The organism is Luteimonas vadosa (genome assembly GCF_039543545.1).
Taxonomy (GTDB): Bacteria; Pseudomonadota; Gammaproteobacteria; order Xanthomonadales; family Xanthomonadaceae; genus Luteimonas; species Luteimonas vadosa.
In genome coordinates this window covers 211049-235851 of record NZ_BAABJY010000001.1, presented here as the reverse complement: position 1 = coordinate 235851, position 24803 = coordinate 211049, and the positions used below count along the sequence as shown (strand labels likewise).

26 protein-coding genes and 1 tRNA gene are annotated in these 24803 nt (G+C 67.6%); 23 read left to right on the top strand and 4 right to left on the bottom strand.

The window, feature by feature from the left end:
- The first annotated feature begins 82 nt into the window (after positions 1-82).
- The 6 genes from yegS to ABD970_RS01010 all read left to right on the top strand — a co-directional run bounded on the left by yegS (position 83) and on the right by ABD970_RS01010 (position 6125).
- The gene (gene yegS, locus ABD970_RS01035) at positions 83-1093 is read left to right on the top strand and encodes a lipid kinase YegS (RefSeq protein WP_345293643.1); all 1011 of its coding nucleotides are present in this window, start codon (positions 83-85) and stop codon (positions 1091-1093) included.
- A gap of 171 nt (positions 1094-1264) precedes the next feature.
- Entirely contained in the window at positions 1265-2752 is a 1488-nt protein-coding gene (trpE, locus tag ABD970_RS01030; RefSeq protein ID WP_345293642.1) for an anthranilate synthase component I, read from the top strand.
- Positions 2752-3342, top strand: a complete 591-nt coding sequence (locus ABD970_RS01025) for an anthranilate synthase component II (RefSeq protein ID WP_345293641.1) — start codon at positions 2752-2754, stop codon at positions 3340-3342. The genes trpE and ABD970_RS01025 overlap by 1 nt, the downstream gene beginning before the upstream one ends.
- 86 nt (positions 3343-3428) lie before the next feature.
- Positions 3429-4454, top strand: a complete 1026-nt coding sequence (trpD, locus tag ABD970_RS01020; protein ID WP_345293640.1) for an anthranilate phosphoribosyltransferase — start codon at positions 3429-3431, stop codon at positions 4452-4454.
- A gap of 52 nt (positions 4455-4506) precedes the next feature.
- Positions 4507-5331 carry an indole-3-glycerol phosphate synthase TrpC gene (trpC, locus tag ABD970_RS01015; RefSeq protein ID WP_345293639.1) on the top strand — a complete coding sequence of 275 codons (825 nt, stop codon included), beginning with the start codon at positions 4507-4509 and terminating at the stop codon, positions 5329-5331.
- Complete coding sequence (locus tag ABD970_RS01010; RefSeq protein WP_345293638.1) at positions 5328-6125, top strand: haloacid dehalogenase-like hydrolase; 798 nt, start codon at positions 5328-5330, stop codon at positions 6123-6125. The genes trpC and ABD970_RS01010 overlap by 4 nt, the downstream gene beginning before the upstream one ends.
- Positions 6126-6129: 4 nt before the next feature.
- Here ABD970_RS01010 and ABD970_RS01005 read toward each other — a convergent pair whose 3' ends face one another.
- Together ABD970_RS01005 and crp are read right to left on the bottom strand one after the other, a co-directional pair.
- Positions 6130-6600, bottom strand: coding sequence for a GNAT family N-acetyltransferase (locus tag ABD970_RS01005; RefSeq protein WP_345293637.1), 471 nt, complete (start codon positions 6598-6600; stop codon positions 6130-6132).
- A 12-nt stretch (positions 6601-6612) separates the two neighbouring features.
- Entirely contained in the window at positions 6613-7299 is a 687-nt protein-coding gene (gene crp, locus ABD970_RS01000) for a cAMP-activated global transcriptional regulator CRP (RefSeq protein WP_345293636.1), read from the bottom strand.
- Between the two features lie 153 nt (positions 7300-7452).
- On the opposite strand from crp, the gene speD reads away from it, so the two are divergent.
- Complete coding sequence (speD, locus tag ABD970_RS00995) at positions 7453-8244, top strand: adenosylmethionine decarboxylase (protein ID WP_345293635.1); 792 nt, start codon at positions 7453-7455, stop codon at positions 8242-8244.
- Between the two features lie 125 nt (positions 8245-8369).
- Here speD and coq7 read toward each other — a convergent pair whose 3' ends face one another.
- Complete coding sequence (gene coq7 / locus ABD970_RS00990) at positions 8370-9014, bottom strand: 2-polyprenyl-3-methyl-6-methoxy-1,4-benzoquinone monooxygenase (RefSeq protein WP_345293634.1); 645 nt, start codon at positions 9012-9014, stop codon at positions 8370-8372.
- A 199-nt stretch (positions 9015-9213) separates the two neighbouring features.
- Here coq7 and rplM point away from each other — a divergent pair, with 199 nt between their 5' ends.
- From rplM to maiA, 6 genes are all read left to right on the top strand, one after another.
- Positions 9214-9642 (top strand): 50S ribosomal protein L13, encoded by a 429-nt coding sequence (gene rplM / locus ABD970_RS00985; RefSeq protein WP_345293633.1) that lies wholly within the window; start codon positions 9214-9216, stop codon positions 9640-9642.
- A complete protein-coding gene (rpsI, locus tag ABD970_RS00980; RefSeq protein WP_345293632.1) occupies positions 9642-10034 on the top strand; it encodes a 30S ribosomal protein S9 in 393 nt (130 codons plus the stop codon). Before rplM ends, rpsI begins: the two co-directional genes overlap by 1 nt.
- A gap of 196 nt (positions 10035-10230) precedes the next feature.
- Positions 10231-10305, top strand: a tRNA-Gln gene (locus ABD970_RS00975).
- A 168-nt stretch (positions 10306-10473) separates the two neighbouring features.
- A complete protein-coding gene (locus tag ABD970_RS00970; RefSeq protein ID WP_345293631.1) occupies positions 10474-11232 on the top strand; it encodes a 2OG-Fe dioxygenase family protein in 759 nt (252 codons plus the stop codon).
- A gap of 85 nt (positions 11233-11317) precedes the next feature.
- The gene (locus tag ABD970_RS00965) at positions 11318-12307 is read left to right on the top strand and encodes a fumarylacetoacetate hydrolase family protein (RefSeq protein WP_345293630.1); all 990 of its coding nucleotides are present in this window, start codon (positions 11318-11320) and stop codon (positions 12305-12307) included.
- Between the two features lie 134 nt (positions 12308-12441).
- Entirely contained in the window at positions 12442-13116 is a 675-nt protein-coding gene (gene maiA, locus ABD970_RS00960; RefSeq protein ID WP_345293629.1) for a maleylacetoacetate isomerase, read from the top strand.
- A 22-nt stretch (positions 13117-13138) separates the two neighbouring features.
- On the opposite strand, the gene ABD970_RS00955 is transcribed toward maiA, so the two are convergent.
- Positions 13139-14257: a PilT/PilU family type 4a pilus ATPase gene (locus ABD970_RS00955; protein WP_345293628.1), complete on the bottom strand. Its 1119-nt coding sequence runs from the start codon at positions 14255-14257 to the stop codon at positions 13139-13141.
- A 112-nt stretch (positions 14258-14369) separates the two neighbouring features.
- On the opposite strand from ABD970_RS00955, the gene ABD970_RS00950 reads away from it, so the two are divergent.
- From ABD970_RS00950 to ABD970_RS00905, 10 genes are all read left to right on the top strand, one after another.
- Positions 14370-14729, top strand: coding sequence for a DUF4398 domain-containing protein (locus ABD970_RS00950; RefSeq protein WP_345293627.1), 360 nt, complete (start codon positions 14370-14372; stop codon positions 14727-14729).
- On the top strand, positions 14726-15319 hold the full coding sequence (locus ABD970_RS00945; protein ID WP_345293626.1) for an SPFH domain-containing protein: 594 nt from the start codon (positions 14726-14728) through the stop codon (positions 15317-15319). Before ABD970_RS00950 ends, ABD970_RS00945 begins: the two co-directional genes overlap by 4 nt.
- Positions 15320-15756: 437 nt before the next feature.
- Positions 15757-15975, top strand: coding sequence for an HP1242/YdcH family protein (locus ABD970_RS00940; protein WP_345293625.1), 219 nt, complete (start codon positions 15757-15759; stop codon positions 15973-15975).
- A gap of 270 nt (positions 15976-16245) precedes the next feature.
- Positions 16246-17622 (top strand): pyridoxal-phosphate dependent enzyme, encoded by a 1377-nt coding sequence (locus ABD970_RS00935; protein ID WP_345293624.1) that lies wholly within the window; start codon positions 16246-16248, stop codon positions 17620-17622.
- Positions 17623-18198: 576 nt separating this feature from the next.
- Positions 18199-18354: a hypothetical protein gene (locus ABD970_RS00930; RefSeq protein WP_345293623.1), complete on the top strand. Its 156-nt coding sequence runs from the start codon at positions 18199-18201 to the stop codon at positions 18352-18354.
- 36 nt (positions 18355-18390) lie between these two features.
- A complete protein-coding gene (locus ABD970_RS00925) occupies positions 18391-19218 on the top strand; it encodes a tyrosine-protein phosphatase (RefSeq protein WP_345293622.1) in 828 nt (275 codons plus the stop codon).
- A 3-nt stretch (positions 19219-19221) separates the two neighbouring features.
- A complete protein-coding gene (locus ABD970_RS00920; RefSeq protein WP_425563020.1) occupies positions 19222-19923 on the top strand; it encodes a polysaccharide biosynthesis/export family protein in 702 nt (233 codons plus the stop codon).
- On the top strand, positions 19923-22061 hold the full coding sequence (locus tag ABD970_RS00915) for a GumC family protein (protein WP_345294528.1): 2139 nt from the start codon (positions 19923-19925) through the stop codon (positions 22059-22061). The genes ABD970_RS00920 and ABD970_RS00915 overlap by 1 nt, the downstream gene beginning before the upstream one ends.
- A gap of 54 nt (positions 22062-22115) precedes the next feature.
- On the top strand, positions 22116-23405 hold the full coding sequence (locus ABD970_RS00910) for a tetratricopeptide repeat protein (protein WP_345293620.1): 1290 nt from the start codon (positions 22116-22118) through the stop codon (positions 23403-23405).
- Positions 23398-24744, top strand: coding sequence for an O-antigen ligase family protein (locus tag ABD970_RS00905; protein ID WP_345293619.1), 1347 nt, complete (start codon positions 23398-23400; stop codon positions 24742-24744). The genes ABD970_RS00910 and ABD970_RS00905 overlap by 8 nt, the downstream gene beginning before the upstream one ends.
- Positions 24745-24803 lie beyond the last annotated feature (59 nt).

The following is a 24803-nucleotide window of genomic DNA, read 5'->3' as shown; positions in this document are numbered from 1 at the left end:
GAACGTGCGGCAGGCCACCGGCACGGCCAAGCCTTCGCCCGCATTCACCGGTAATTCGCGCCCACCTGCCTAGGCTCCAGCCATGACAGGATCCCGCTGGCGACTCATTCTCAACGGCAAGAGCCACGGCGACGAAGCCGTGCGCGAAGCCGTGCAGGCCTGCCGTTCCCAAGGCATCGACCTGGACGTGCGCGTGACCTGGGAGGAGGGCGACGCGGCCCGGTTCGCCGCGGAGGTGCTCGGCGGGGGGCTGGATGCCCTCGTTGCCGCCGGGGGTGACGGAACCCTGGGCCAGGTCGCCGCGGTCCTGGCCGCGAGCGACGAGCCGGCAGACGCGCTTCCCGCGCTGGGGCTGGTGGCGCTCGGAACGGCGAATGATTTCGCGGCCGCTGCGGAGATCCCGGAAGAGGTCGACGCTGCCTTCGAGCTCGTGAGGACGTTGCCGGCCCATCCCGTGGACATCTTGCGGATCGAGGCGAACGATCGCGTGCACTGGTCGATCAACCTCGCCAGCGGTGGTTTCGGAACCGAGGCCACGACTGGCGCGAACGAGGGGCTCAAGGACATGTTCGGCGGACTTGCCTACCTGATCGGCGGCATGTCCAAGCTGGGCAGGATCGAACCAATCGCGGCGCGGGTGCACGCGCCGGGGTTCGAGTGGACCGGCGCTTTCATCGCCCTGGGCATCGGCAACGGCCGCCGGGCAGGGGGCGGCATGGGCCTGTGTCCCGAGGCGCTCATCGACGACGGCCTGCTGGACCTGACCATCGTTCCGGAGCTGGAGGGCGAAGTCGCCGCCACGGTGGCCACCCTGCTGCGGGAAGGCAGCGAGGCCGCGCTGGCGCGCGTGGCGGTGACGGCCCGGTTGCCCTGGGTCGAGATCGAATCGCCGCAACCCTTCTGCTTGAATCTCGATGGCGAGCCGGTGGAAGCCCGTCACTTCCGCGTGGAGTGCGTCGCCCGCCGCCTGCGCATGCACCTGCCGGCGGGCTGTCCCTTGCTCGGCCTGCCCGGGAATCCAGCGGTCGCGTCGGGTGAAACAGGCCAGGCGTGCGGGGACCCCGACGAGGTCACGGGCCTCCTGCCCGCCTGATGCGCGCAGGGCGCGGGCTGCCAGCGGGCGATGCGAACGCCCGCCGAAATCGTTACGATGCAGCCATGAAGCTCCGGGCGACTCCGCAGTCCTGCAGTGCCGACACGGGTTGGCGATGGTGGCCGCGCGCCAGCGTCTCCACCACCCCGCCCGCCTGCCAGGATTTGCCGCGTGACCACGCCCGAACAATTCAAACGCTTCGCCGCTGACGGCCATACCCGCATCCCGGTGGTGCGCGAGGTGCTCTCCGACCTCGACACGCCGTTGTCGGTCTACCTCAAGCTCGCCGACGGCGCCCACACCTACCTGTTCGAGTCGGTGGAGGGCGGCGAACGCTTCGGCCGTCACTCGATCATCGGCCTGCCGGCCCGGCGCGTGTACGCCTTCCATGGGCACACGCTGACGGTCAGCGAGTACGGCGAGGTGGTGGAAACCCGCGAGGTGGGCGATCCCTTCGCCGAAGTCGAGCGCCTGCGCTGCGAACATTCCGTGCCGCGCCTCGACGGATTGCCCGGTTTCAGCGGTGGCCTGGTCGGCTGGTTCGGGTTCGAGTGCGTCGGCTACATCGAGCCGCGATTGGCGGCGGCGGCGGGGGGCTCCGCGAAGCCCGACGAGCTTGGCACGCCCGACATCCTGCTGATGCTCAGCGAAGAGGTCGCCGTGTTCGACAACCTCAAGGGCCGGCTGTACCTGGTGGTGCATGCCGATCCACGCGAACCGCAGGCCTGGGCCCGCGCGAACCGGCGCCTGGACGAGCTCGCCCACCGGCTGCGCCACGCCGGCGCCGGGTATCCGGAGACCCTGGTGCCCGAGGCGCTGGACGAGGCCGATTTCATCTCCGGGTTCACCCGGGAGGGCTTCATCGACGCCGTCGAGCGGTCCAAGGAATACATCGTCGCCGGCGACGTGTTCCAGGTCGTGCTGTCGCAGCGGCTGAGCGTGCCGTTCACCGCGCGCCCGGTGGATGTCTACCGCGCGCTGCGCGCGCTCAACCCGTCGCCGTACATGTATTTCCTGGATGTCGGCGGCACGCAGGTCGTCGGCAGTTCCCCGGAGATCCTGGTGCGCCAGCAAGGCGGCACGATCACCGTGCGGCCGATCGCCGGGACGCGCCCGCGCGGCGACACGCCCGAGCGCGACGCCGCGCTGGAAAGGGAACTGCTCGCCGACGCCAAGGAGCGCGCCGAGCACCTGATGCTGATCGACCTGGGTCGCAACGACGTCGGCCACGTCTCCAAGCCGGGCACCGTGAAGCTGGGCGAGAGCTTCGGCATCGAGCGCTACAGCCACGTCATGCACATCGTCAGCGAGGTCACCGGCGAACTGAAGGACGGATTGAGCTATGCCGACGTGCTGCGCGCGACCTTCCCGGCCGGTACCGTCAGCGGTGCGCCCAAGATCCGCGCGCTGGAGATCATCCAGGCATTGGAGCCCGTGCGTCGCAACGTCTACTCCGGCGCCGTCGGCTACATCGGCTGGCACGGCGACGCCGATACCGCCATCGCCATCCGCACCGCCGTCATCCAGGACGGCCGCCTGCACGTCCAAGCCGGTGCCGGCATCGTCCACGACTCCGACCCCGGCAAGGAGTGGGAGGAGACGATGAGCAAGGGCAGGGCGTTGTTCAAGGCGGTTGCAGAAGCCGCGAAGGGGCTGTGATGTTGCTCATGATCGACAACTACGACAGTTTCACCTTCAACCTCGTGCAGTACCTGCAAGTGCTGGGCGCGGAGGTCAGGGTGGTGCGCAACGACGAATTGTCGGTGGACGACATCGACGCGCTGTCGCCGGAGCGCATCGTGATCTCCCCGGGGCCGTGCACGCCCAACGAGGCGGGTGTCAGCGTCGCCCTGATCGAACGGCTCGGGCCACGGATCCCGATCCTGGGCGTCTGCCTCGGGCACCAGGCCATCGGCCAGGCGTACGGCGGCACGGTGGTGCGTGCCGGGCGGATCATGCACGGCAAGACCTCGCCGATCCGGCACGTCGGTACCGGCGTGTTCGCCGGCCTTCCGGACCCCTACGAAGCCACGCGTTACCATTCCCTGGTCGTCGCAAAGGACAGCCTGCCCCAATGCCTGGAAGTCACGGCGTGGACCGAGAACGCCGACGGATCGACGGAGGAGATCATGGGCCTGCGCCACAGTGAGCACCCGGTTGAGGGCGTGCAGTTCCACCCCGAATCGATCCTGACCGAACACGGCCACGCGCTGCTGAAGAATTTCCTGGAGCGCCCGGCGACGCCCTAGCGGCATTCCGTCGCGGGCCGCTTTTCCTTCCATCCCGGACACCGCCGCGGCGAGCCGCGGCCACGAAGCGCACGAGAAGCAATCCGATGGCCATGACACCGCAAGAAGCCCTGCAGCGCACCATCGAGCATCGCGAGATCTTCTTCGACGAGATGGTCGAGCTGATGCGCTTGATCATGCGGGGCGAGGTGTCCGACACCATGATCGCGGCGCTGCTGACCGGATTGCGCGTCAAGAAGGAAACCGTTGACGAGATCGCCGGCGCGGCCACGGTGATGCGCGAGTTCGCCATGCCGGTCGCGGTTGCCGACCGCTCGCGCCTGGTCGACATCGTCGGCACGGGCGGCGACGGCGCGCACACCTTCAACATCTCCACCGCGAGCATGTTCGTGGTCGCCGCCGCGGGCGCCGGGGTCGCCAAGCACGGCAACCGCAGCGTGTCCTCGAAATCCGGGAGCGCCGACGTGCTCGAGGCGCTGGGGGCGAACATCGAGCTGAGCCCCCGGCAGGTCGCGCGCTGCATCGAAGCCTGCGGGATCGGGTTCATGTTCGCGCCGGTCCACCATCCGGCGATGAAGGTCGTCGCCCCGGTGCGCAAGGAAATGGGCGTGCGCACGATCTTCAACATCCTCGGGCCGCTGACCAATCCCGCGGGTGCGCCGAACATCCTCATGGGCGTGTTCCATCCCGACCTGGTCGGCATCCAGGTGCGCGTGCTGCAGGAATTGGGCGCCGAGCGCGCGATGGTGGTCTGGGGGCGCGACGGCATGGACGAGATATCGCTGGGCGCCGGCACGCAGGTCGGCGAATTGCGCGACGGGAAGGTGCGCGAGTACGAGATCCACCCGGAGGATTTCGGCATGGGCATGGCCGCCAGTCGCAACCTGCGCGTGGAGAACGCCGCGGAGTCCAAGGCCATGGTGCTGGAGGCCCTGGACAATACCACCGGGCTGCCGCTCGACATCGTGTGCCTCAATTCCGGGGCAGCCCTGTACGTTGCCGGGGTGGTGGACTCGATCGCCGATGGCGTGGCGCTGGCACGTGCGACGATCGCCTCCGGCGAGGCCCGCGCCAAGCTGGACCACTTCGTGGCCACCACCCAGCAATGCTGAGCGCGCCGATGCCGATCCCCACTTCAAGCCGCACGGCCCTGGGTCCCTTTCGATGAGCGGCCCGCAACCACCCGACGTGCTGGCGAGGATCCTGCGACGGAAGCAGGAAGAGATCGCCGAACGACTGGCGCGCACGCCGATGCGTGAACTGCAGGCGCTCGTTGCCGAGGCTTCCCCGGCGCGCGGCTTTGCGGCGGCGATCGAGGCCAGGATCGCCAGCGGCGAGCCCGCCGTCATCGCGGAGGTCAAGAAAGCCAGCCCGTCGAAGGGCGTGATCCGCGAGGAGTTCGACCCGGCGGCGATCGCCCGCAGCTACGAAGCGGGCGGCGCGGCCTGCCTGTCGGTGCTGACAGATACCGACTTCTTCCAGGGCGAGGACGACTTCCTGCACCAGGCCCGCGGGGCCTGCAACCTGCCGGTGCTGCGCAAGGACTTCACCGTCGACCCGTACCAGGTCGTGGAGGCGCGCGTGCTGGGTGCGGATTGCATCCTGCTGATCGTCGCCGCGCTCGACGACGACCGACTGGCCGCGTTGAACGCGCAGGCCTTCGAGTTGGGGATGGACGTGCTGGTCGAGGTCCACGACCGTGGCGAGCTCGCACGTGCGTTGCGGCTGGCGCCGTGCGACGGCGCGCTGCCCCTGCTGGGCATCAACAACCGCGACTTGCGGAGCTTCGACGTGTCGCTGGACACCACGTTGTCATTGCTGGACGACATTCCGGCGGGCCGGCGGGTGGTCACCGAGAGCGGCATCGCGACCGCGGGGGACGTGCGGCGCATGCGCGATGCCGGGATCGAGGCCTTCCTCGTGGGCGAAACCTTCATGCGCGCCCCGGACCCGGGCCTCGCGCTGCGGGAACTGTTTTTCGACCCATGAGCACCGGACGGGGCCACCTCGCCGACCGGCAGGCGCCGGCCATCCAAGGGGTCGCCGTCGACCCCGGGGCGCGTTTTCCCCCGCTGCGGGACGATGCGCCGCTGGTCGTGTTCGACTTCGACCATACCCTCTACGACGGCGACTCCGGCGGCCACCTTTTCGCCTGGCTGATCCGCCGGGCGTGGTGGCGACGACTGCTGGCGCTGCTGATCGCGCCCGTGTTCGCGCCGATGATCGCCTGCCTGCCCACCCGCCGCGCCGGCATTTCCGCGTTCGTCTGGGCCGGCACGGTGGGTTTGCACCGGCGGCGCGACCTCGACGACCTGATCGACCGCTACGTGGCCGCGCATGTCGAGGAGATCCGGACGCGCTTGCTGCCGGTGGCGCTGCAGGTGCTGCACGACCACCGCGCACGCGGGGACCGCGTGGTGATCGCCACGGGTGCGCCGCCGGAGCTGGCGCGCGCGATCCTCGCCTTCGTCGCCCACGAGGACGTGCCGGTGGTCGGCACCGTGGTCGGTCCGCGCTTCGGCGCCGTGGGCGCGCTGCGGCACTGCCACCACGAGGAGAAGGTTCGGATGCTGCGGGAGCTGGGCTACGAGGACATCGATCGCGCCTATTCCGACAGCAGCGCCGACCTGCCGTTGCTGCGCGTCGCCCGGTCGCCCGTGGTGGTGAACCCCAAGGCCGGTTGCGTCGGCATGTTCCGGCGCGAGCTTCCGGAAGGCACGCCGATCCTGAACTGGGGCTGCGGGTCGCGCGCGGGGGAGCCGGTTCCGGCCCCGGGAGGCTAGGCGGTCAGGCGTCGCCCAGCCGCTTGATGAAACGGACGGTGCCGTCGCTGTAGCCGCAGGCCTTGTAGAAGGCGTGGGCATCGGTGCGTTGCGAGCCGCTGGTGATTTCCAGGCGCGCGGCCCCGCCGGCCCGCGCGCGGCGCTCGGCTTCGCGCAAGAGCTGTCGCCCGAGGCCGCGCCCCTGTGCCGAGGCGCTCACCACCAGGGCGGTGATCCGGCAGGTGGTGGTGTCCAGGGGCAGGTAGTACATGAAGTCCAGTGCGATCAGGCCGCAGACCATCCCGCCGCATCGCGCGACGACCAACGCCTGCCGGTCGTTCTCCAGGATGGCCGAGATGCGGGCGGCGGCATCGCGGGCATCGCATGGATAGCCCAGTTCGGAGAGCAGGGCGGCGACATCGTCGGCGTCGATCAGCGACGCGCTGCGCAGGTCCGCATCGGGGAGTTGCCCGCGAGGTTCGAACGATGCGGACACCGGGCGGACCGACTAACGTGTGCCGTAGAGGACGACGGTCTTGCCGCGGGCGTGCAGCTTGCCGTCGGCCTGCAGCTTCTTCAGCACGCGGCCGGCCATCTCGCGCGAGCAGCCGACGATCTTGGCCAGCTCCTGCCGGGACACCCGCAGCTGCGTCCCCTCGGGATGGCTCATGGCGTCCGGTTCCTGCGCCAGGTCGAAGAGGGTCCGGATGATGCGGTCGGTGACATCGAGGAAGGCCAACCGGCCGGCCTTGCGGCTGGTGTCGAGCAGGCGACGGGAGAGTTGCGCGCCCATCGCGTACACGATGCTGGTGGCGTCGCCCGACAGGCTGCCGTCGAAGAGCTGGTACAGGCGCTCGTAGCTGATCTCGGCCAGTTCGCACTGGGTGCGCGTCCGCAGGATCACCTCGCGGGTCTCCGATTCGATGAACAGGCCCATCTCGCCGACGAATTCCCCGGTGCCGAAGTAGCCGAGCACCAGCTCCCGGCCATCGTCCTCCTCGGTGATGATGCTGACCGAGCCGGACATCACGTAGTACAGGGTGCCGGCCTGGTCGCCGGGGCGGAAAACCTCCGTCCGGGGCGGGTAGCGGCGTCGATGGCAGTGGGCCAGGAAGCGTTCGATCGTCGCCGGCGATGGCAGCAATGGGCTCGAAGGCCGTCGATAGCTGGTGATCAATGCGGCAGGGGTAGTCATGGGCGGCGTCACGGGGGAATGGGGCAAGAGTAGGCTGTCGACGCCGTCACGGCAAACCCCGGGAATTGGTGTTAAAGGCCCCCGGATAGGGCAATGCCCGCGGGATGCCGCATAATTGCGAGCTTCGCCGACCCGAACCGGGGGACGACCGACGTGGTCAAACCGCTGCCTCGCCTGAAGCTGCAGGGCTTCAACAACCTCACCAAGGCACTCTCGTTCAACATCTACGACGTTTGCTACGCCGTGACGGAGGAGGAGCGCCAGCGCTACATCGAGTACATCGATGAGCAGTACGACGCCGATCGCCTGACCCAGATCCTCACCGACGTGGCGGAGATCATCGGCGCCAACATCCTGAACATCGCCCGCCAGGACTACGACCCGCAGGGCGCGTCGGTGACCATCCTGATCAGCGAGCAACCGGTGGTCGACAAGGCGGCGGCGAAGGGAGTGATCTCCGACGCCGTGGTCGCGCACCTCGACAAGTCGCACATCACGGTGCACACCTACCCGGAGACGCATCCGCACGGGGGCATCGCCACCTTCCGCGCCGACATCGACGTCGCGACCTGCGGCGTGATCTCGCCATTGAAGGCGCTGAACTACCTGATCGAGAGCCTAGAGTCCGACATCGTGATCATGGACTACCGGGTGCGCGGCTTTACCCGGGACGTGAAGGGCAAGAAGCACTACATCGACCACAAGATCAATTCGATCCAGGACTACCTGGCGCGCAACGTCAAGTCGCGCTACGACATGTTCGACGTGAACGTGTACCAGGAGAACATCTTCCACACCAAGATGCAGCTCAAGCGCTTCGACCTGGACCAGTACCTGTTCGAGGAGCAGGCCAAGAACCTGCCGTTCAAGGAACGCATGCGGATCGAGGCATTGCTCAAGCGGGAGATCGAGGAACTGTTCCACGCCCGCAACCTGGTGGTCTAGGGCGCGTCGGCGCCCTGGCAGGTCGGGTCGCGCCTAATCCGCGAAGTTGGCGAGCGACAGCGCTCGTCGGCCATGTCCCGGCGGGCAGGTCCTGCGACGAGACCCCGTCGCGCAACGAAGCCGCGCTACAGGCGGTAGGCCACGAACTTCATCAGTTTCGACGCCGCCGCCATGATCGTCGGGATCGGCGGCGGCAGGTGCCGTGCGCCGGCCTGCTCGGCCGCGTCGGCGTGTCGCGCCTCGTCGACCTTCATGGTCTCCAGGATGGCACGGCTCCGGAGGTCGGCCTCGGGCAGCGTCTGCAGGTGCTGGTCGAGGTGGGCCTCGACCTGCCGCTCGGTCTCGACGACGAACCCGAGGTTCCAGCCGTCGCCGCGCAGGCCGGCGAGCGCGCCGATGGCATAGCTGCCGGCGTACCACGCGGGGTTGAATACGCTCGGGCGGCTGTTCAGCTCGCGCAACCGCTGGGCGCACCAGGCCAGGTGGTCGGTTTCCTCCTGGGCGGCGGCCAGCAGGTGTTCGCGGGTGGCCGGGTCGCGGGCGACGGCGGCCTGCCCGACGTACAAGGCCTGGGCGCAGACCTCGCCGACGTGGTTGATGCGCATCAGGCCCGCGGCGTGGCGGCGTTCCGTGTCGTCCAGTTGGACGTCCGCAGCCTCCTTCGCGGGATTGGGGCGTTCGGCGGGCGGATCACCGAACACCGTCTCCAGCGCGCGCTGCGCCTCGGACAGGGCGCGGTCGAGCCCGGTTTGGCGTCTGGGGGGCGTCATGCGGACATCTTGGCGTGGCGTGCGGGCCAATGCCAGCCCCGCGGGAGGCCGCCAGGCCGCCTGGGCCGGACTTGCGGGGGGCGTGGGTGCCCGGTATCATTCCGCCTCTTGCGTTCCCGCAACCCACATCGCGAGGCGAAGTTCCGCCGGTCCTGCCGCGGAACCAGCCCGACGACCCACCCCTGAGACAGGTTTCGTCATGAACACCTTCACCGCAAAATCCGAGACCGTCCAGCGCGACTGGTACGTCGTCGATGCCGCCGGCAAGACCCTCGGCCGCCTGAGCACCGAACTCGCGCGCCGCCTGCGTGGCAAGCACAAGCCCGTCTACACGCCGCACGTCGACACCGGCGATTACCTGATCGTGATCAACGCCGAGAAGATCCACGTCACCGGCAACAAGCTGGCGGACAAGAAGTACCACCGCTTCACCGGCTACGTCGGCAACCTCAAGACCGAGACCCTGGGCCAGGCGCTGGATCGCCACCCGGAGCGCGTGATCGAGCACGCGGTCAAGGGCATGCTGCCGAAGAACACGCTCGGCCGTGCCATGTACAAGAAGCTCAAGGTCTACAAGGGCTCCGAGCACCCACACGCTGCGCAGCAGCCGCAAGTCCTGGATATCTAATGGCTACCACGCAAAATTACGGCACCGGCCGTCGCAAGTCGTCCACCGCCCGCGTGTTCCTGCGCAAGGGCAGCGGCAACATCACCGTCAACGATCGTCCGCTGGACGAGTTCTTCGGCCGCGAGACCGCGCGGATGATCGTGCGCCAGCCGCTGGAGCTGACCAAGAACACCGAGAACTTCGACATCAAGGTCACGACCACCGGCGGCGGAACCACCGGCCAGGCCGGCGCCATCCGCCTGGGCATCGCCCGCGCGCTGGTCGAGTACGACGAGACCCTGAAGGGCGAGTTGCGCAAGGCAGGGTTCATGACCCGCGACGCCCGCGAAGTCGAGCGCAAGAAGGTCGGCCTCCACAAGGCCCGCCGCGCCACCCAGTTCTCCAAGCGTTAAGCCAGACGCCGCAGCCTGGGCCGTCCGATGGCGGACCAGGCGCGCCGGGCTTTCAGACGTACATCCGAATGCCGCACGCGGCACATGGATGCGCCGCCCGGGAACGAGTTAGACTCATTTCCGGGAGCAGTTCCGGCTTTGCCGGAGCCGCGACGTCAAGGTCAGCCCTGGAAGGGTTGGTCCTTGACCACAACATAGCCCCGTCGCCAAGTGGTAAGGCACCTGACTCTGACTCAGGCATTCGGTGGTTCGAATCCATCCGGGGCTGCCATCTTCCGCTGCGGCGCGCACCGACCAGGTCGCGTTGCCGCAGCAGCCTGGAAAGCCCGCCGAGCGCGGGCTTTCGCTTTCCTAGCGGTCGCAAGCCGTGGGCCCGCGCGGCCGGCCACGCCGTGGGACCCGCGCTATGCTTGCCCGTTCGATCGTCGGACAATGCCGCATGGTTGCCACCTTCGACGCGCCACTCGTCCCCGCCGCCGATGCAACGACGGTGCTGCGCGAGCGTGGCTATGCCGTGCTTTCGCCGGAAGATTCGGCCGTCCTGACCGGGGTCCCGGTCACCAGCCTGCGTCGCATCGAACCCAGCTGGCAGGACCTGGAAGTCGATCATTACCTGCGTGACGGCGGCAGCTACCGCCGGCGCCGGCATGCCTGTTTCGTGGTCGATGGCGACACGGTCACCCGGGCGCCGCATCGCGCGCACTGGCAGTCCACCGACTACAACGCGCTGCACGGCGGAATGCGGCGCTGGTTCGAGCCGATCCCCGCCGATGTGGTGGCGACCGCCGACTGGTCGCGATTGCTGGGCGCGCTGGGTCATTGCTTCGCGCAGGTGCGCGCGGCGAACCCGTGGTACGTGGAGGCGCACCAGTTCCGCATCGATACCACCGATGGCATCGGCAGGCCGACGCCGGAGGGCGCGCACCGGGACGGTGTCGATTTCGTGGCGGTGTTCGTCGTGGATCGGCACGGCATCACCGGGGGCGAGACGCGGGTCTTCGAGGCCTGCGGGCCCAACGGCCAGCGCTTCACGCTCGAGGCCCCCTGGTCGGTGCTGCTGCTCGACGATACCCGGGTGATCCACGAATCGACGCCGATCCAGCCGATCCAGGCCCATGGCCACCGCGACACCTTGGTGCTCACCTACCGCGCCGGCGCGTTCCAGGGCGACGACCCGGGCGCCGGGAAGGCCGCCTGAAGCACCACGCAGGGGCGTTCGCCCGGCCTGGACGCGCCCGGTCGCTACAATGCGCCTCCCACGGCCTGAATCTCCCGGAGTGCAGATGAAACTCGGTTCACTGAAGGAAGGCGGCCGCGACGGCACGCTGATCGTGGTTTCCCGCGACCTGTCGCAGGCGGTACGTGCGACCGGGATCGCGCCGACGCTGCAGCGCGCGCTGGAGGAGTGGTCGAATGCCGCGCCGCGCCTCGCCGCGCTGTCCGATGCGCTCAACGACGGGAGCGCCGACGGTGCCTTCGACCTGGACATGGCCCAGCTGGCCGCCCCGTTGCCGCGCGCGTATGAGTTCCTCGATGGCAGCGCCTACCTTCCGCACGTTGCGCGGGTGCGGCGCGCTCGCGGCGCCGAAGTGCCGGAAAGCTTCTACACCGATCCGCTGATGTACCAGGCGACCAGCGCCGGCTTCTACGGGCCGCGCGACACGGTCAAGGTGGTCGACGAGGCCCACGGCATCGACCTGGAAGCCGAGATCGTGGTGGTGACCGACGACGTGCCGATGGCCGTGACGCCGGAGCAGGCCGCCGCGCACATCCAGCTGGTGGGCCTGGTCAACGACGTCAGCCTGCGCAACCTGATCCCGGGCGAACTCGCCAAGGGCTTCGGCTTCCTGCAATCCAAGCCGCGTTCGGCATTGAGCCCCGTGTTCGTGACTCCCGACGAGCTCGGCGACGCGTGGCGCGAAAACAAGCTGCACCTGCCCTTGCTGACCCACGTCAACGGGGAGTGGTTCGGCGCGCCGGAGGCCGGGGTCGACATGCAATTCGATTTCTCGCAACTGGTCGCCCACGCGGCGAAGACGCGGCCCTTGTCGGCCGGGACCATCGTCGGCTCCGGCACGATCGCCAACGAGGACACCGGCAAGGGGGCATCGTGCTTCGCCGAGAAGCGCACGGTGGAGGCACTGGAGCACGGCGAGCCGAAGACACCCTTCATGAAGTTCGGCGACAGCGTGCGCATCGAGATGTTGGATGCAGACGGCAACAGCATCTTCGGCGCCATCGAACAGCGCATCGAGCGCCAGGCCGCTCCCTGACTGCTGAGGCACAGGCGGGCGCCTGCCGCGATGAACGGTCTTCCTCGACGGCGGCAGGCGGGCTATGGTGACCGGGACGAGCGGTGCGCCCGGGCGCGTGGGGCCGACCGCCTGCTGACGGGGGGCAGACACTGGTGACGAACGAACCGCTGTGCCTGCATTCGTACTGGCGCTCGAGCGCCGCCTACCGCGTGCGCATCGGGTTGAACCTGAAGGGCCTGCAATACGACATCGCCCCCGTGCACCTGGTGCGCGACGGCGGCGACCAGCACAAGCCCGGCTACCTGGACATCAACCCGCAACGCCTGGTGCCCGTCCTGCAGCATGGACAGCGACTGCTGCGGCAGTCCATGGCGATCCTGGAATACCTGGACGAGGTGTGGCCCGACAAGCCATTGCTACCGGCCACGGCGCGCGACCGCCAGCGCGTCCGCGCGCTGGCCGAGGTGATCGCCTGCGACATCCATCCGCTCAACAACCTGCGCGTGCTCCAGTACTTCGAGCGCGACTGGGGCGTGCCGCAGCCCGAGCGCGATGTCTGGGCCCGGCACTGGATGCAGGTCGGCTTCGAGGCCTTCGAGGCGCTGCTGCAGGACAACCCGGCCACGGACACGTTCTGCAACGGACGGGTGCCGACGGTCGCCGATTGCTGCCTGATCCCGCAGGTGTACAACGCGCGACGCTTCGGCGTCGACCTGGCGCCCTATCCGACGCTGCTCAGGATCGAACGCGCATGCCTGGCCTTGCCGGCATTCGAGGCGGCCAGGCCCGAGCGGCAGCCGGACGCGCCCGACACCAGCCCCGGTTGAGCCATCGGGCGGAGGGGGCGGGTCAGCGGGCCGACTGGCCCGTGTCGAAGACGTCAGCGTAGGGGTCGTGCTCGCCGCTGGCGCCTTCCGACAGGCGGAACTTGAGGTCCAGCCCGTCGCGCGAATCGGCTGCCCGCAGCGCGGTTTCGCGTTCGATCTTGCCGTCCTTGTACATGCGGAACAGGCTCTGGTCGAAGGTTTCCATGCCCTCTTCCAGCGACTCCTCCATCGCCTGCTTGATCTCGTGGACCTGTCCGCGGCGCAGCAGGTCGCGGATCATCGGGGTATTGATCAACACCTCGGTCGCCGGCATGCGCCGGCCGTCCTTGCCCACGACCAGGCGCTGCGACACCACCGACTTGAGGTTCAGCGCGAGGTTCATCAGCACGTTCTTGTGCGCGGCCTCGGGGAAGAAGTTGAGGATGCGCTCGATGGTCTGGTCTGCGTTGTTGGAGTGCAGGGTGGCCAGGCAGATGTGGCCGGTCTCGGCGAAGGCGATGGCCGCTTCCATGGTGGTGGCGTCGAGGATCTCGCCGATCAGGATCACGTCCGGCGCCTCGCGCATCGCATTCTTCAGCGCGTTGTGGAAGGCGTGCGTGTCCAGGCCCACCTCGCGCTGGTTGACGATCGACTTCTTGTGCTTGTGCAGGTACTCGATCGGATCCTCGATGGTGAGGATGTGGCCCGACGTGGTCGAGTTTCGATAGTCGATCATCGAGGCCAGCGTGGTCGATTTGCCCGAGCCGGTGGAACCCACCAGCAACACCAGGCCGCGCGGCGACATGATGATCTCCTTGAGCACCTGCGGGAGCTGCAGCTCCTCGATGCTGGGGATGACGCTGCGAATGGCGCGGATCACCATCCCGACCTCGCCGCGCTGCTTGAACACGTTGACGCGGAAACGGCCCGCGTCCGCCAGCGACAGCGCCATGTTCAGCTCCAGGTCGCGCTCGAACTGCGGGACCTGGCCCTCGTCCATCAGGGAGTAGGCGATCTTCTTGACCATGCCGGCCGGCAGCCCGGTGTTGCCCAGCGGGTAGAGCTTGCCTTCGACCTTGATGTAGACCGGCGCGCCCGTGGTCAGGAACATGTCCGACGCGTTCTTCTCCGTCATCAGCTTCAGGAAATAGCCGATGTCCATGCGTGAATCCCCTCTGAGCGGAACCGTTGCGATTCCGGCGGATGCTGTTGACAATGGCCGCGCGTCCCACTCCGACACGGCCCCCATGTCCACAAGCTTCGCACAAATCAGAATGGCCCTGCAGGTCCCGTGCCTGGGGCTCGTGCTTGCGCTCGCGGCCTGCGCCACCCTGCCGCCGCCGACCGCGGAACTGTCGACGGCCGATCGCGCGGTCTCCCGGGCCGACATGGCCGATGCCGACCAGTACGCACCCGATGCGATCGAACGGGCGCGCCGGGCGCTGCGACTGGCGCAGGACGCCATGGCCTCGGGCCGCGAACGCGATGCCCGCAACCTGGCGTTGCTGGCGGCCGCGAGCGCCGACCTCGCACACGCCCGCAGCCGCCAGGCGCAGGCCGAAAGCGAGCTCGCGCAGCGCCGCGCCGAGGTGGCATCGCTGCGCCAGCGCCTCAGCCAGGAGAACTTCCCATGAAGACGGCCATCCTGCGTCTCTCGCTCGCGATTGCGATGTCCTCCCTGCTGCTCCCGGCCGCGCGCGCCGCCGAGGATGCGGAACGCGCACGCCTGGCGCAGCGCCTGGTCGCGATCGAGGCCGACCCCGCCCGCAACGGCTTCGCCGCCTACGAGCGGTTGCAGGCACAGCAGGCCCTGGCCGCCCTGGCCTCGGCACGGGGCAAGCAGCGCGCGGATGCCCTGCAGATCGCGCAATGGCGGGTCGAAACCGCCGAACTCGCCGCCTCCACAGAAGCGGCGCGGCGCGAGATCGACCGGCTGGACCGGGAACGCAGCGAGCTGCTGGTCGAGGCCAGCCGCCAGGAGGCCGCCCGTGCCCGCCAAGAGGCCGAGCGACTGCGGATCCAGGCCCAGATCCAGGCCGAGGAGGCGGCGCGGCTGCGGCAGGCGGCCGAGCAGGAGGCCCTGGCCCGCCAGGAAGCCGAGATCGTGCTCGACGATGTCGCGGGCGACCAGGCCGCCAAGCTGCGGGCCGCCCGGCAACGCGAGGCCGAGCTGGCCCGCCGCGAAGCCGAACTGCTCAAGGGCGCGCCGGCCGACGAGGATTGACCGGCTGGGGGATGAACGGACGGCTCAAGGCCGGCCTGCAATAATTTCCTGTCAGAACAGTCACTTGTGTCGATCTCGACCTGGCGATCCGGGTCTGCCGGCACGCGCCGTGGCCGGCACGAGGGTGGTCGGGGCGCGGAAAACGCCGGCCGCCGCCTGACCGCTTGCCCCCCCGCGGGCGGAGGAGTAGGGTCGAGGCATCAGGTGGCGAAGCTTCCGACGAGGCCATCTGGCAACCGAGCCGAGCCTTTGATGACCCAGACGCTGGATCCAACGGAGAACGCCGCCGCGAGCGAAGTCCGCGCGGGGGTTTCCGCGGCAGGTGTCCGCGAGGCGGGCCCGGTACACGGTTCGAAAGTCCACCACACGCCCTGCGCCCTGACCGGCCGGGGCGTTTTGCCATCCAACCCCCACGAAGATCCCTGAAGGAGGCTTCCATGTTCGAAGGGCAACCCCAGACCGAGCTCGATGCGCTGTTCCAGGCCAATCCCGAGTTCCGCCAGCTCTACCACCACCACCAGGAACTCGACAAGAAGGTGCTGGACGCCGAGCTCGGCGTGCTGCCGATCGACGACACCACGCTTTCGCAGATGAAGCGCGAGAAACTCGCCGCGAAGGATCGCCTCACCCAGATGTACGCCAGCCTGCACCACTGACGCCGTTTCGCGGCGGTCCGGTTCCGGACCGTAGCTTCACGGCCGGCCGGTCCGGCCTGTGCCATGTCACCCAGTCCCGTTGGACGCGGGCTGCGACGGTCATCCTCGTCGACCGTCGCAGCCCGCCCCGCGTTTCCCGAGCGCGACGCCTTCCGGGTCAATCGCCCCCATGAAATCCGGCCACGCGCGCGGCCCGTGCCGCAGGCGAGTGCTCGAGCCCGGAGGCGGCGATGCGATAATCGCCGCTTCGACCTCCACGGGCCCGACTGCATGCCGATCCACGATTCCGTCCTCGAACTGATCGCCGACACGCCCATCGTCAAGGCGCGGCGCCTGGACGCCGGCCCCTGTGAGTTGTACCTCAAGCTGGAAAGCCAGAACCCCGGCGGCTCGATCAAGGACCGCATCGGGATGAGCATGATCGCCGCGGCCGAGCGGCGCGGCGACATCAAGCCGGGCGACACCCTGGTCGAAGGCACTGCGGGCAACACCGGCATCGGTCTTGCGCTGGTCGCGCAGCAGAAGGGCTACAAGCTGGTTTTGGTGGTCCCGGACAAGATGAGCCGGGAGAAGATCTTCAACCTCAAGGCGATGGGCGCGGAAGTCATCCTGACGCGCTCCGACGTGGCCAAGGGCCATCCGGATTACTACCAGGACCTCGCCGAGCGCATCGCCCGCGAAACCCCCGGTGCCTACTTCGTCAACCAGTTCGGCAACCCGGACAACCCGGCCGCACACGAGTTCGGCACCGGCCCGGAGATCCTGCGGCAGATGGCGGAGGTCGGCGGCGTCGATGCCGTCGTGTTCGGCTGCGGCAGCTCGGGGACCATGACGGGGCTGTCGCGGTGTTTCGCCGAGCATGCGCCGCACGTCGAACTGATCCTGGCCGACCCCGTGGGTTCGATCCTGGCCGAGTACATCAACGAGGGCACGCTCAGCGACAAGTCGGCGAGCTGGATGGTCGAAGGCATCGGCGAGGACTTCCTGCCCACGATCTCCGACTTCAGCCGGGTCAGCCAGGCCTACGCGATCAGTGACAAGGAAAGCTTCCTGACCGCGCGCGAGCTGCTGGAGAAGGAAGGCGTGCTCGGCGGTTCCTCCACCGGCACCATCCTGGCCGCCGCGCTGAAGTACTGCCGCGCGCAGACCGAGCCGAAGAAGGTCCTGGTGTTCGTGTGCGACACCGGCAACAAGTACCTGTCCAAGCTCTACAACGACTACTGGATGCTCGACAACGGCTTCCTCGAACGCGAGCAGCACGACGACCTGCGGGACTTGATCCTGCGACCGTACGAGCTGCGCGACACCGTCGTGCTCGCGCCGACCGACCTGCTGGTGACCGCCTACCAGCGCATGAAGCTCTACGAGATTTCACAGATCCCGGTGATGGAGGGCGACCGGATCGTGGGCATCCTCGACGAGAGCGACCTGCTGCTGCATGTCTACGGCGACGAGGCCCGCTTCCGAGACCCGGTGTCCACCGCCATGGCGACCAAGCTCGAGGTCCTGGGCGTGGAGTCTCCAATCGAGTGCCTGCTGCCGGTCTTCGACCGGGGCCAAGTTGCGATCGTGGTCGACGGCGATCGCTTCCTGGGGCTGATCACGCGCATCGACTTGCTCAACTTCCTGCGCAGACGGGTCCACTAGGCTGCGCGAGCCCGTCGCCCGGCTCGCTGGAATCTGCGGCCTTATCGCGAAGTTCAGAGCCCGGTAAGTCGACGCGCGTCCCCTCCGATGTGCGCGCGCCGGCAGCAAGGGCTGTCGGATTCACGGGCCGGTCCTGCGCCAGGATGCCCCGTTCGATGTGCCGAGGGTCTGCAGGAGCGGACCTTCTCCGGATCGAGCCCATTTCCCCGGGTCGCACACGGAAGGATCCGCAGGCGTTCTGGTTGGCTCAGGAACTGCCCGACGCCTGGTCGCAGCCGGGATCGTCGGAATGGGCGAATTCAGCGAAAGTGCACCGGCACCGGGGGCGCCTGCGAAGACTGGCCGTCCACCGAAGCGCCGGCCGTTCAAGGCATTCGGGCAGATCTGCGCTGAGAACGAAGAACTCCGTGCGCGACCTCTCCATGGCGTGGCGTCTCCCCATCTGGAATCGAAAGGTCTTCGCGCCGACAGTGACGCGGACGAAGGCGGCTGTGCTTCCACCAGGGTGCTGCTCCGCACGATCTCGGCCAATGGGGAAAGATGCCTTCCCGAACGAGCGACACGCCTCTTGGTAAGGTGCGCAGGCCCAGAAAGGCCTGGAGCCTGGGCGGGCCAGCCTTCCGTTCCTGGCAGCCGCAGGAAGCCGACATGGACGCACGCCTGCCGGCGATCGGCGGGATGTCGACCCAGGCCGGGACCGAGCTCGCCTCCCCACCGGTTCCGGTCGAGTGAACACGACTTCTCCACGGAATGAATTAGATTGAAGCCATGATCGATCTGCACTGCCACCTGCTTCCAGGCATCGACGATGGCCCGCCGGACCTGCCAAGGGCCCTCGAGATGGCCAGGATCGCCGCGGGCGACGGAATCCGCGTGGTGGCGTGCACGCCGCACATCTACCCGGGCCTCTACGACAACGACGCCACCGGCATCCGCATCGCGGTGGACGCCCTCCGAGGCGCCCTGCTCGATGCGGATATCGCGCTCGAACTGGTGTGTGGGGCGGACGTGCATCTGGAGCCGGGCCTTGCGGCGGGGGTGGCGTGCGGACGGGTGGCCACCCTGGCCGGCTCCCGATACCTCCTGCTGGAGCCGCCGCATCACAGCATGCCGCCAGGTTTCGAGCAAAGCATCTTTGAACTGATGGCCGCAGGGTTAACCCCCGTGATCACCCATCCCGAGCGCCTCACATGGGTGGAGGCGCATTACCACGTGTTTGCCCGTTTGGTCAAACGGGGTTGCTGGATGCAAGTGACCTCGGGGGCCCTGACGGGTCGATTCGGTCCAAGGGTCCGGTACATGGCGGATCGCTTCATCGCGGAAGGGAAGGCCCACCTGCTCGCGACCGATGCCCACGACCCAACCCGCCGTCCGCCTCTGCTTGCGGAAGGTCGCCGCGCCGCGGCGCGGTTGATCGGTGAAGTGCAGGCGGGGTATCTGGTGGAGGAGCGCCCTGCCTGGATCCTCGCCGACCGGGATCCTTCGTCGGCGCTGCTGCCTGAGCCGGCTGCAGGGACCAGGTCGGCGGACGGCAAGGGCTGGGGGCCCGAGTGGTTCAAGCGACTGGTTCGCAGGCATAATTCGCCCCTTGTCTGACCGATGGTGATTTGCGTGATTCTGTTGCGTACGTGTTTGACGCTTCTCCTGGTCACGTTGCTAGCCGGCTGTGCGACGCGCGCGGCCGTCGTGCGTGACGGCCCCGCGAGCCTGCCCCCGTCCGATCCGGTAGCCGCTGCGCTCGGTCGTCCCGATTACCGGATTGGACCCAGCGATCTGCTCAAGGTGGAAGTCTTCCAGGTCGAGAATCTTTCCCGCGAAGTGCGCGTCAACAATGCCGGCAGGATCACCTTGCCGCTGCTGGGTGCAATCGATGCCGCCGGCCGGACAACCGAGGAACTGGAGGCGGTCATCGCTGCCGGCTACGCCGACAGGTACCTGCAGGACCCACAGGTGAGCGTCTCCCTCCAGGAGGCCGCCAGCCAGCGCGTTACCGTCGAAGGCGCCGTGAACGACCCGGGAATATTCCCCATCGCCAGCCGGCTGACGCTGCTGCAGGCCATCGCCTTGGCCAAGGGTCCCAGCAATGTCGCCGACGAACGAAACGTGGTCGTGTTCAGGACCGTCGACGGGCGGAGATTGTTGGCCCGGTTCGACCTCAAAGCGATTCGCGAGGGAGTCGCCGCAGATCCGGACATCCTTGGCGAGGACATGGTCGTGGTGGACGAATCCGGCGGCAAGGTCTGGTTGCGCCGGTTCATCGAATTGACGCCCTTGATCGGCGTCTGGGGCGTGTTTCGGTGATGGCAGGACAGGAGTTGCCGGAAAAGCGTAACGAGCTGGCGCTGGACCTGGGTTCCGCGGGCGATGACCTCGACCTGAGGCAGCTGTGGCACGTGCTGGTTGCGCGTCGGTGGGTGGTGCTGGGATTGGCCCTGGCCACGATGGCCGTGGCCTTGGTAATCACCCTGATGACGACACCGATCTACCAGGCGTCTTCGACCATCCAGATCGAGCGCGACTCGATCAAGGTCATCAATTCGGAGGCATTGACGCCGGTTGATACGGGGATGGATCGTGATTTCTACCAGACGCAATACGAGCTGCTGCGCAGCCGGTCACTCGCGCTGAAGGTGATCGAGGATCTGGGTCTGGCGCAATCGGACGCGTTCATCGAGGGGGCCCCGGCGTTGCGGCCGGACGCATCTCCCGCCGATGTCGCGGCCAGGGAGCAGGCGCTGGTCGGATCGGTCCTTGCGGCCCTCGGCATCGAGCCAATACGCAATTCCCGCCTGGTGCGGATCAGCTTCGAGTCGCCCGACCCGGCACTGGCGGCGAGAGTCGCCAATGCCTATGCGGATGTGTTCATCCGAAGCAATATCGAGCGGCGGTTCGAGGCATCCTCCTACGCCAAGAAATACCTGGAGGAGAGGCTCGCCGAACTGAAGGATCGCCTGGAAGAGACGGAGCAGGAGCTGGTCGCCTATGCAGGGGAGGAGCAGATCGTCAGCATCGGCGGCGATTCGCCATCGCTATCGGCGCAGAATCTCTCCGAACTCAACCTGTTGCTTGCCCAGGCGGAAGGAGAAAGATTCAGCGCGGAGTCGGCTTGGCGGCAGGCAGCCTCGGGAGCGGGACTGGCATTGCCCCAGGTGCTGGAAAGTCCGCTGATCCAGGGACTGCGGCAGTCCCGGGCAACGCTTTCGGGGCAGTACCAGGACAAGTTGCGGGTCTACAAGCCGGATTATCCCGAGATGCGGCAGCTGCAGGCGCAGATCGCGGAAATCGATCGGCAGATCGGTGCAGAGATCGCCAACATCCGCGGCTCGCTGAAGTCCCGCTACGACGCCGCGGTCTCGCAGGAACGCTTGTTGAAGCAGCGCATGGGCGGATTGAAGGACGACGTGCTCGACCTGGCCAACCGCAGCATTCGCTACAACATCCTGCAGCGGGAGGTCATGACCAACCAGACGCTGTACGAAGGCCTGCTGCAGCGCTACAAGGAGATCGGCGTCGCCGGGGGAATCGGCGCCAACAATATTTCGGTGGTGGACCGTGCAGAAGTGCCCGGAGGCCCGGTTAGGCCCAGTCCTGCCCGCAACCTCGCCATCGCGTTGATGCTGGGCCTGGGCCTCGGAATTCTCGCGGCACTCGGCATCAATTACATGGATCGGCGAATCCATTCCGTGGAGGCGCTGCACAAGCTCACGGGATTGCCGAACCTGGGCGTGGTACCGGAACTTCCCGCAGGAATGAACCCCAGGCAGGCAAGCGGCGATCCGCGCTCTGCGTTCTCCGAATCGTATCGATCCGTACGGACTGCCTTGCAGTTCGCTACCCCACACGGATTGCCCACCTCGTTGCTGGTCAGCAGTCCGAGCGCTGGCGAAGGCAAGACGACGTCGGCGGCGGAGCTGGCCCACAACATCGCCTTGCTCGGGCGACGAGTGGTGCTCGTCGATGCCGACCTGCGCAGTCCCTCGCTGCATCAGATTTTCGGGACGACCAATGGCATCGGCTTGTCGAATGTGCTGGCGGGCGCGGCCTCGCTGGACGACGCACTGCAGGCAGGCGGTGAGGCCAACCTTTCCCTGATCACCTCAGGACCCCTTCCTCCAAACCCCCCGGAGCTGCTGGGCGGAGATGGCTTCGAGCAACTGATGGGCGAGCTCTCGCGCCGGTTCGACGTTGTCATCCTCGATGGACCTCCCGTCCTGGGATTGGCCGATGCCCCCTTGCTGGCGAGCAGGGTGGAGGCGACTCTGCTCGTGCTTTCGGCCGGCCGTTCCCGCAAGGACGAAATACGCAGTGCCCTCCACCGTTTTTCCGGAACCCGCGCCAGCGTCCTTGGCACCCTGCTAGTGCGCTACGACGCACGCGCGCAGGGCGAGTATGGCTATGGAGGCTACGGGTATTTCGCCTATGGAAACCCGCGCAGCTAGCGGAGAGCGCTGCTCATCCGTGCCCTTGCCCCGGCTTGGCGCCTCCTTGGGCGCATGAGCGTTCCAGTACCGTATTGGCGGCAGGCATTGGCCTTGGTGCTGCCGGTCATTGGCGGCTTGGCGGTGCTTGGGGTGGCGCAACATGAGGCTCCGCTGTCGTGGCCTCCTCCGACCACCGGCGAGATGCCGCTGTTGTCGGAGGGTGGCGAGGCTCCCCGTTCCCGTGTCTCTGCGCACGCGCGGCTCAGGGAACGCCCCCTGGATGGTATGGCGCTACGGAGCCTTGCAAACGACGTCGCTGTGAACGAAGGCCTGGTTGCTGCCTTGCCGCTCTATGAGATCGCGGTACGCCGGGCCCCACGGAATCCGTCGATCAGGGGGCAGCTGTTCACGCACTACGTCGAGCTGGAACGGTGGCAGCAGGCGATGCAGCAGCTGGATGCCTGGTTGAGACTGGACCCGGTCGCTGCCGAACCATTCCTGGCGGAATGGATCGGCAGGCGCGACACGCCCATGCTGGCCCTGCTGGCGGTACGGCTGGCCCAAGACGCGCCATGGCAAAGCGTTGCCTGGCCGCTGCTGGCGGAGCACGGCCAGGAGCGGGCCTTGCGCATCGTGCTGGAAACGTTGGCAGCCTTGCGGCCATTGCATGCCCATGAGCTGGCTTTGTATCTGCCAATGCTTGAGCGGACAGGTGATGCAGGCCGCGCACGGGAGGTCTGGATGGAAACTTCGGCCGTTTCGAAGGCGGTGGACCGTGTGTATGACGGCGGCTTCGAATTCGGGGTGGGCCCGTCACCCTATGGCTGGCAATGGGGCGGGGTCGCGTCGGGCTATTACTCCGGCATCGATTCCGCTGCGCCGTGGGAAGGCCGGAATGCGATGGCGTGGCGGTTCCCGGGGCGCGATATCAAGTTCGCCCCGCTCCAGCAGGCACTGGTGTTGGCCCCGGGCGTTTATCGCCTGACCGTGCACGCGCGCGCCGAGCTCGACATGGAGGCTGGCTCATTCGTCTGGACCGTGATGTGCCGAGCGCCGGTTGGCTCGGCGGATGATCTGCCTCGGGCCACGATCCTGGCGTCAATGCCCGTTCCCGCACGGACGCAGGGGTGGCAGGAGCTGTCCACCCCTCTGGTCGTGGATGAATGCCCGCTGCAGCGACTTCAACTCCAGCACGTCGCACGGGGCCGGGGACAGAGCCGGGTAAGTGGTGGCATGGCGTTCGACGGCGTGTCTATCGAATCGATGCATGCGACCGCCATCCCGGGCGACCCGTGCCGTCCCGGAAAGCCCCGGGCAAATGTGGAGGCGAGCGGCGCTTGCAGGGAGGCGGCGGATGAATAGCGTTCCGGCGCACCGTGCTTCGTCCGTCACCAAGGGTCCTCTAGGTATTCCTGCGCTTGCTGCCGGGGTGCTCTTGCTGGCCGCATTGCTCTTTGGGGGTGGCGTGCGGGGGACGGGGGACTGGATCGTGTATGCGGTGACCGCTATGGCCGCCGGGGTTCTGGTCTGGGGTTGGAACCCGCGTGACGGTCATCCGTGGACCCGCGTAGTCGACGCCATCATCCTCGCGACATTGGCGGTCTGCGTACTGCAACTGTTGCCACTGCCCCTGGCGCTGACGACCGCGGGAGGGGAGCGTGCCGCGATCCTTGCCGAGCTTCGCGTCGCAGGCGTGCATCCTGAGGCCATGGCGATCAGCCTGGATCGCTGGGCGAGTGTTCGCGCATTGCTGGCTGCGGGGACGTTCGCAACCCTGTGGGGCCTGACTAGACACTTGTCCAGGGCGGACAGGATCGTCCTGGTCAAGGGTGTGCTGGTGGTGGCGGTGCTCCTGGCGGCGGTCGGTATCGCGCAGGCGATCGCGAAACCCGATACGACGGGGGGGCATGCTTTCTTCACCAGCCGGAATCATTTCGCGACGCTCTTGGCGATGCTGGTGCCTTTTTCGGTGGCAGCAGCCTGTTCCGGGGCGCCGGCGAATGGTCCAGCCAGCCGAATCGGCTGGTACGGGGTCGCGGGGACGCTGGTGCTGGCCGTGGCGTTCACTTATTCGCGAACCGGCGTGGTTCTGGTGGCACTTGCCTTGACTGCTTCCCTTTGGGGGATCGTGTGGCCGCGATTACATGGCCGCCGTGCGCGCTTGCTCGCCTCCGGGGTGGTTGCCGGGGGCGCCGTTGCAGTCTTGCTGCTGTCGGCCGACAGGCTGGCTGCAAGATTCTCGGATGGCCTGGTGGGCGACTTGCGTTGGCAATACTTTGCCAGGTCGGCACAGGCGGTGGCCGATTACTTCCCCTGGGGCAGCGGGGTGGGTACATTCGCGGGCACTTACGAACGGAACGAAGCGGTAGAATCGCTGCTTTCCCCGGCCTGGGGCCCTGGCGAATACATTTTCGCACTGTATGCGCACAATGAACCGCTGCAGGTGGGGATCGAAGCCGGATTGCCTGGACTCGGCCTCATGCTGGCTTTCCTTGCCGTCGTCTCCTGGGGGATAGTCGCAGCCTTCCGGGCAGGCGGGCGCGGTGATTCCTGGCGGTGCGCGGCGGCAATCGCGGTAGCAATGCCGCTGCTTCATTCGCTCGTCGACTCGCCGCTGCGGACTTTGGCCTGCAGCGCGGTGCTCGCGCTCGGGCTATCGCTGCTGGCCATGCCGCGCCAGGAACAGCGTGCAGTGCCCTGAGTCATCATGCGGCAAGGGCGGCCGCGCTGGAGGCCGCTTCCTGAAGCGTCACAACCGGT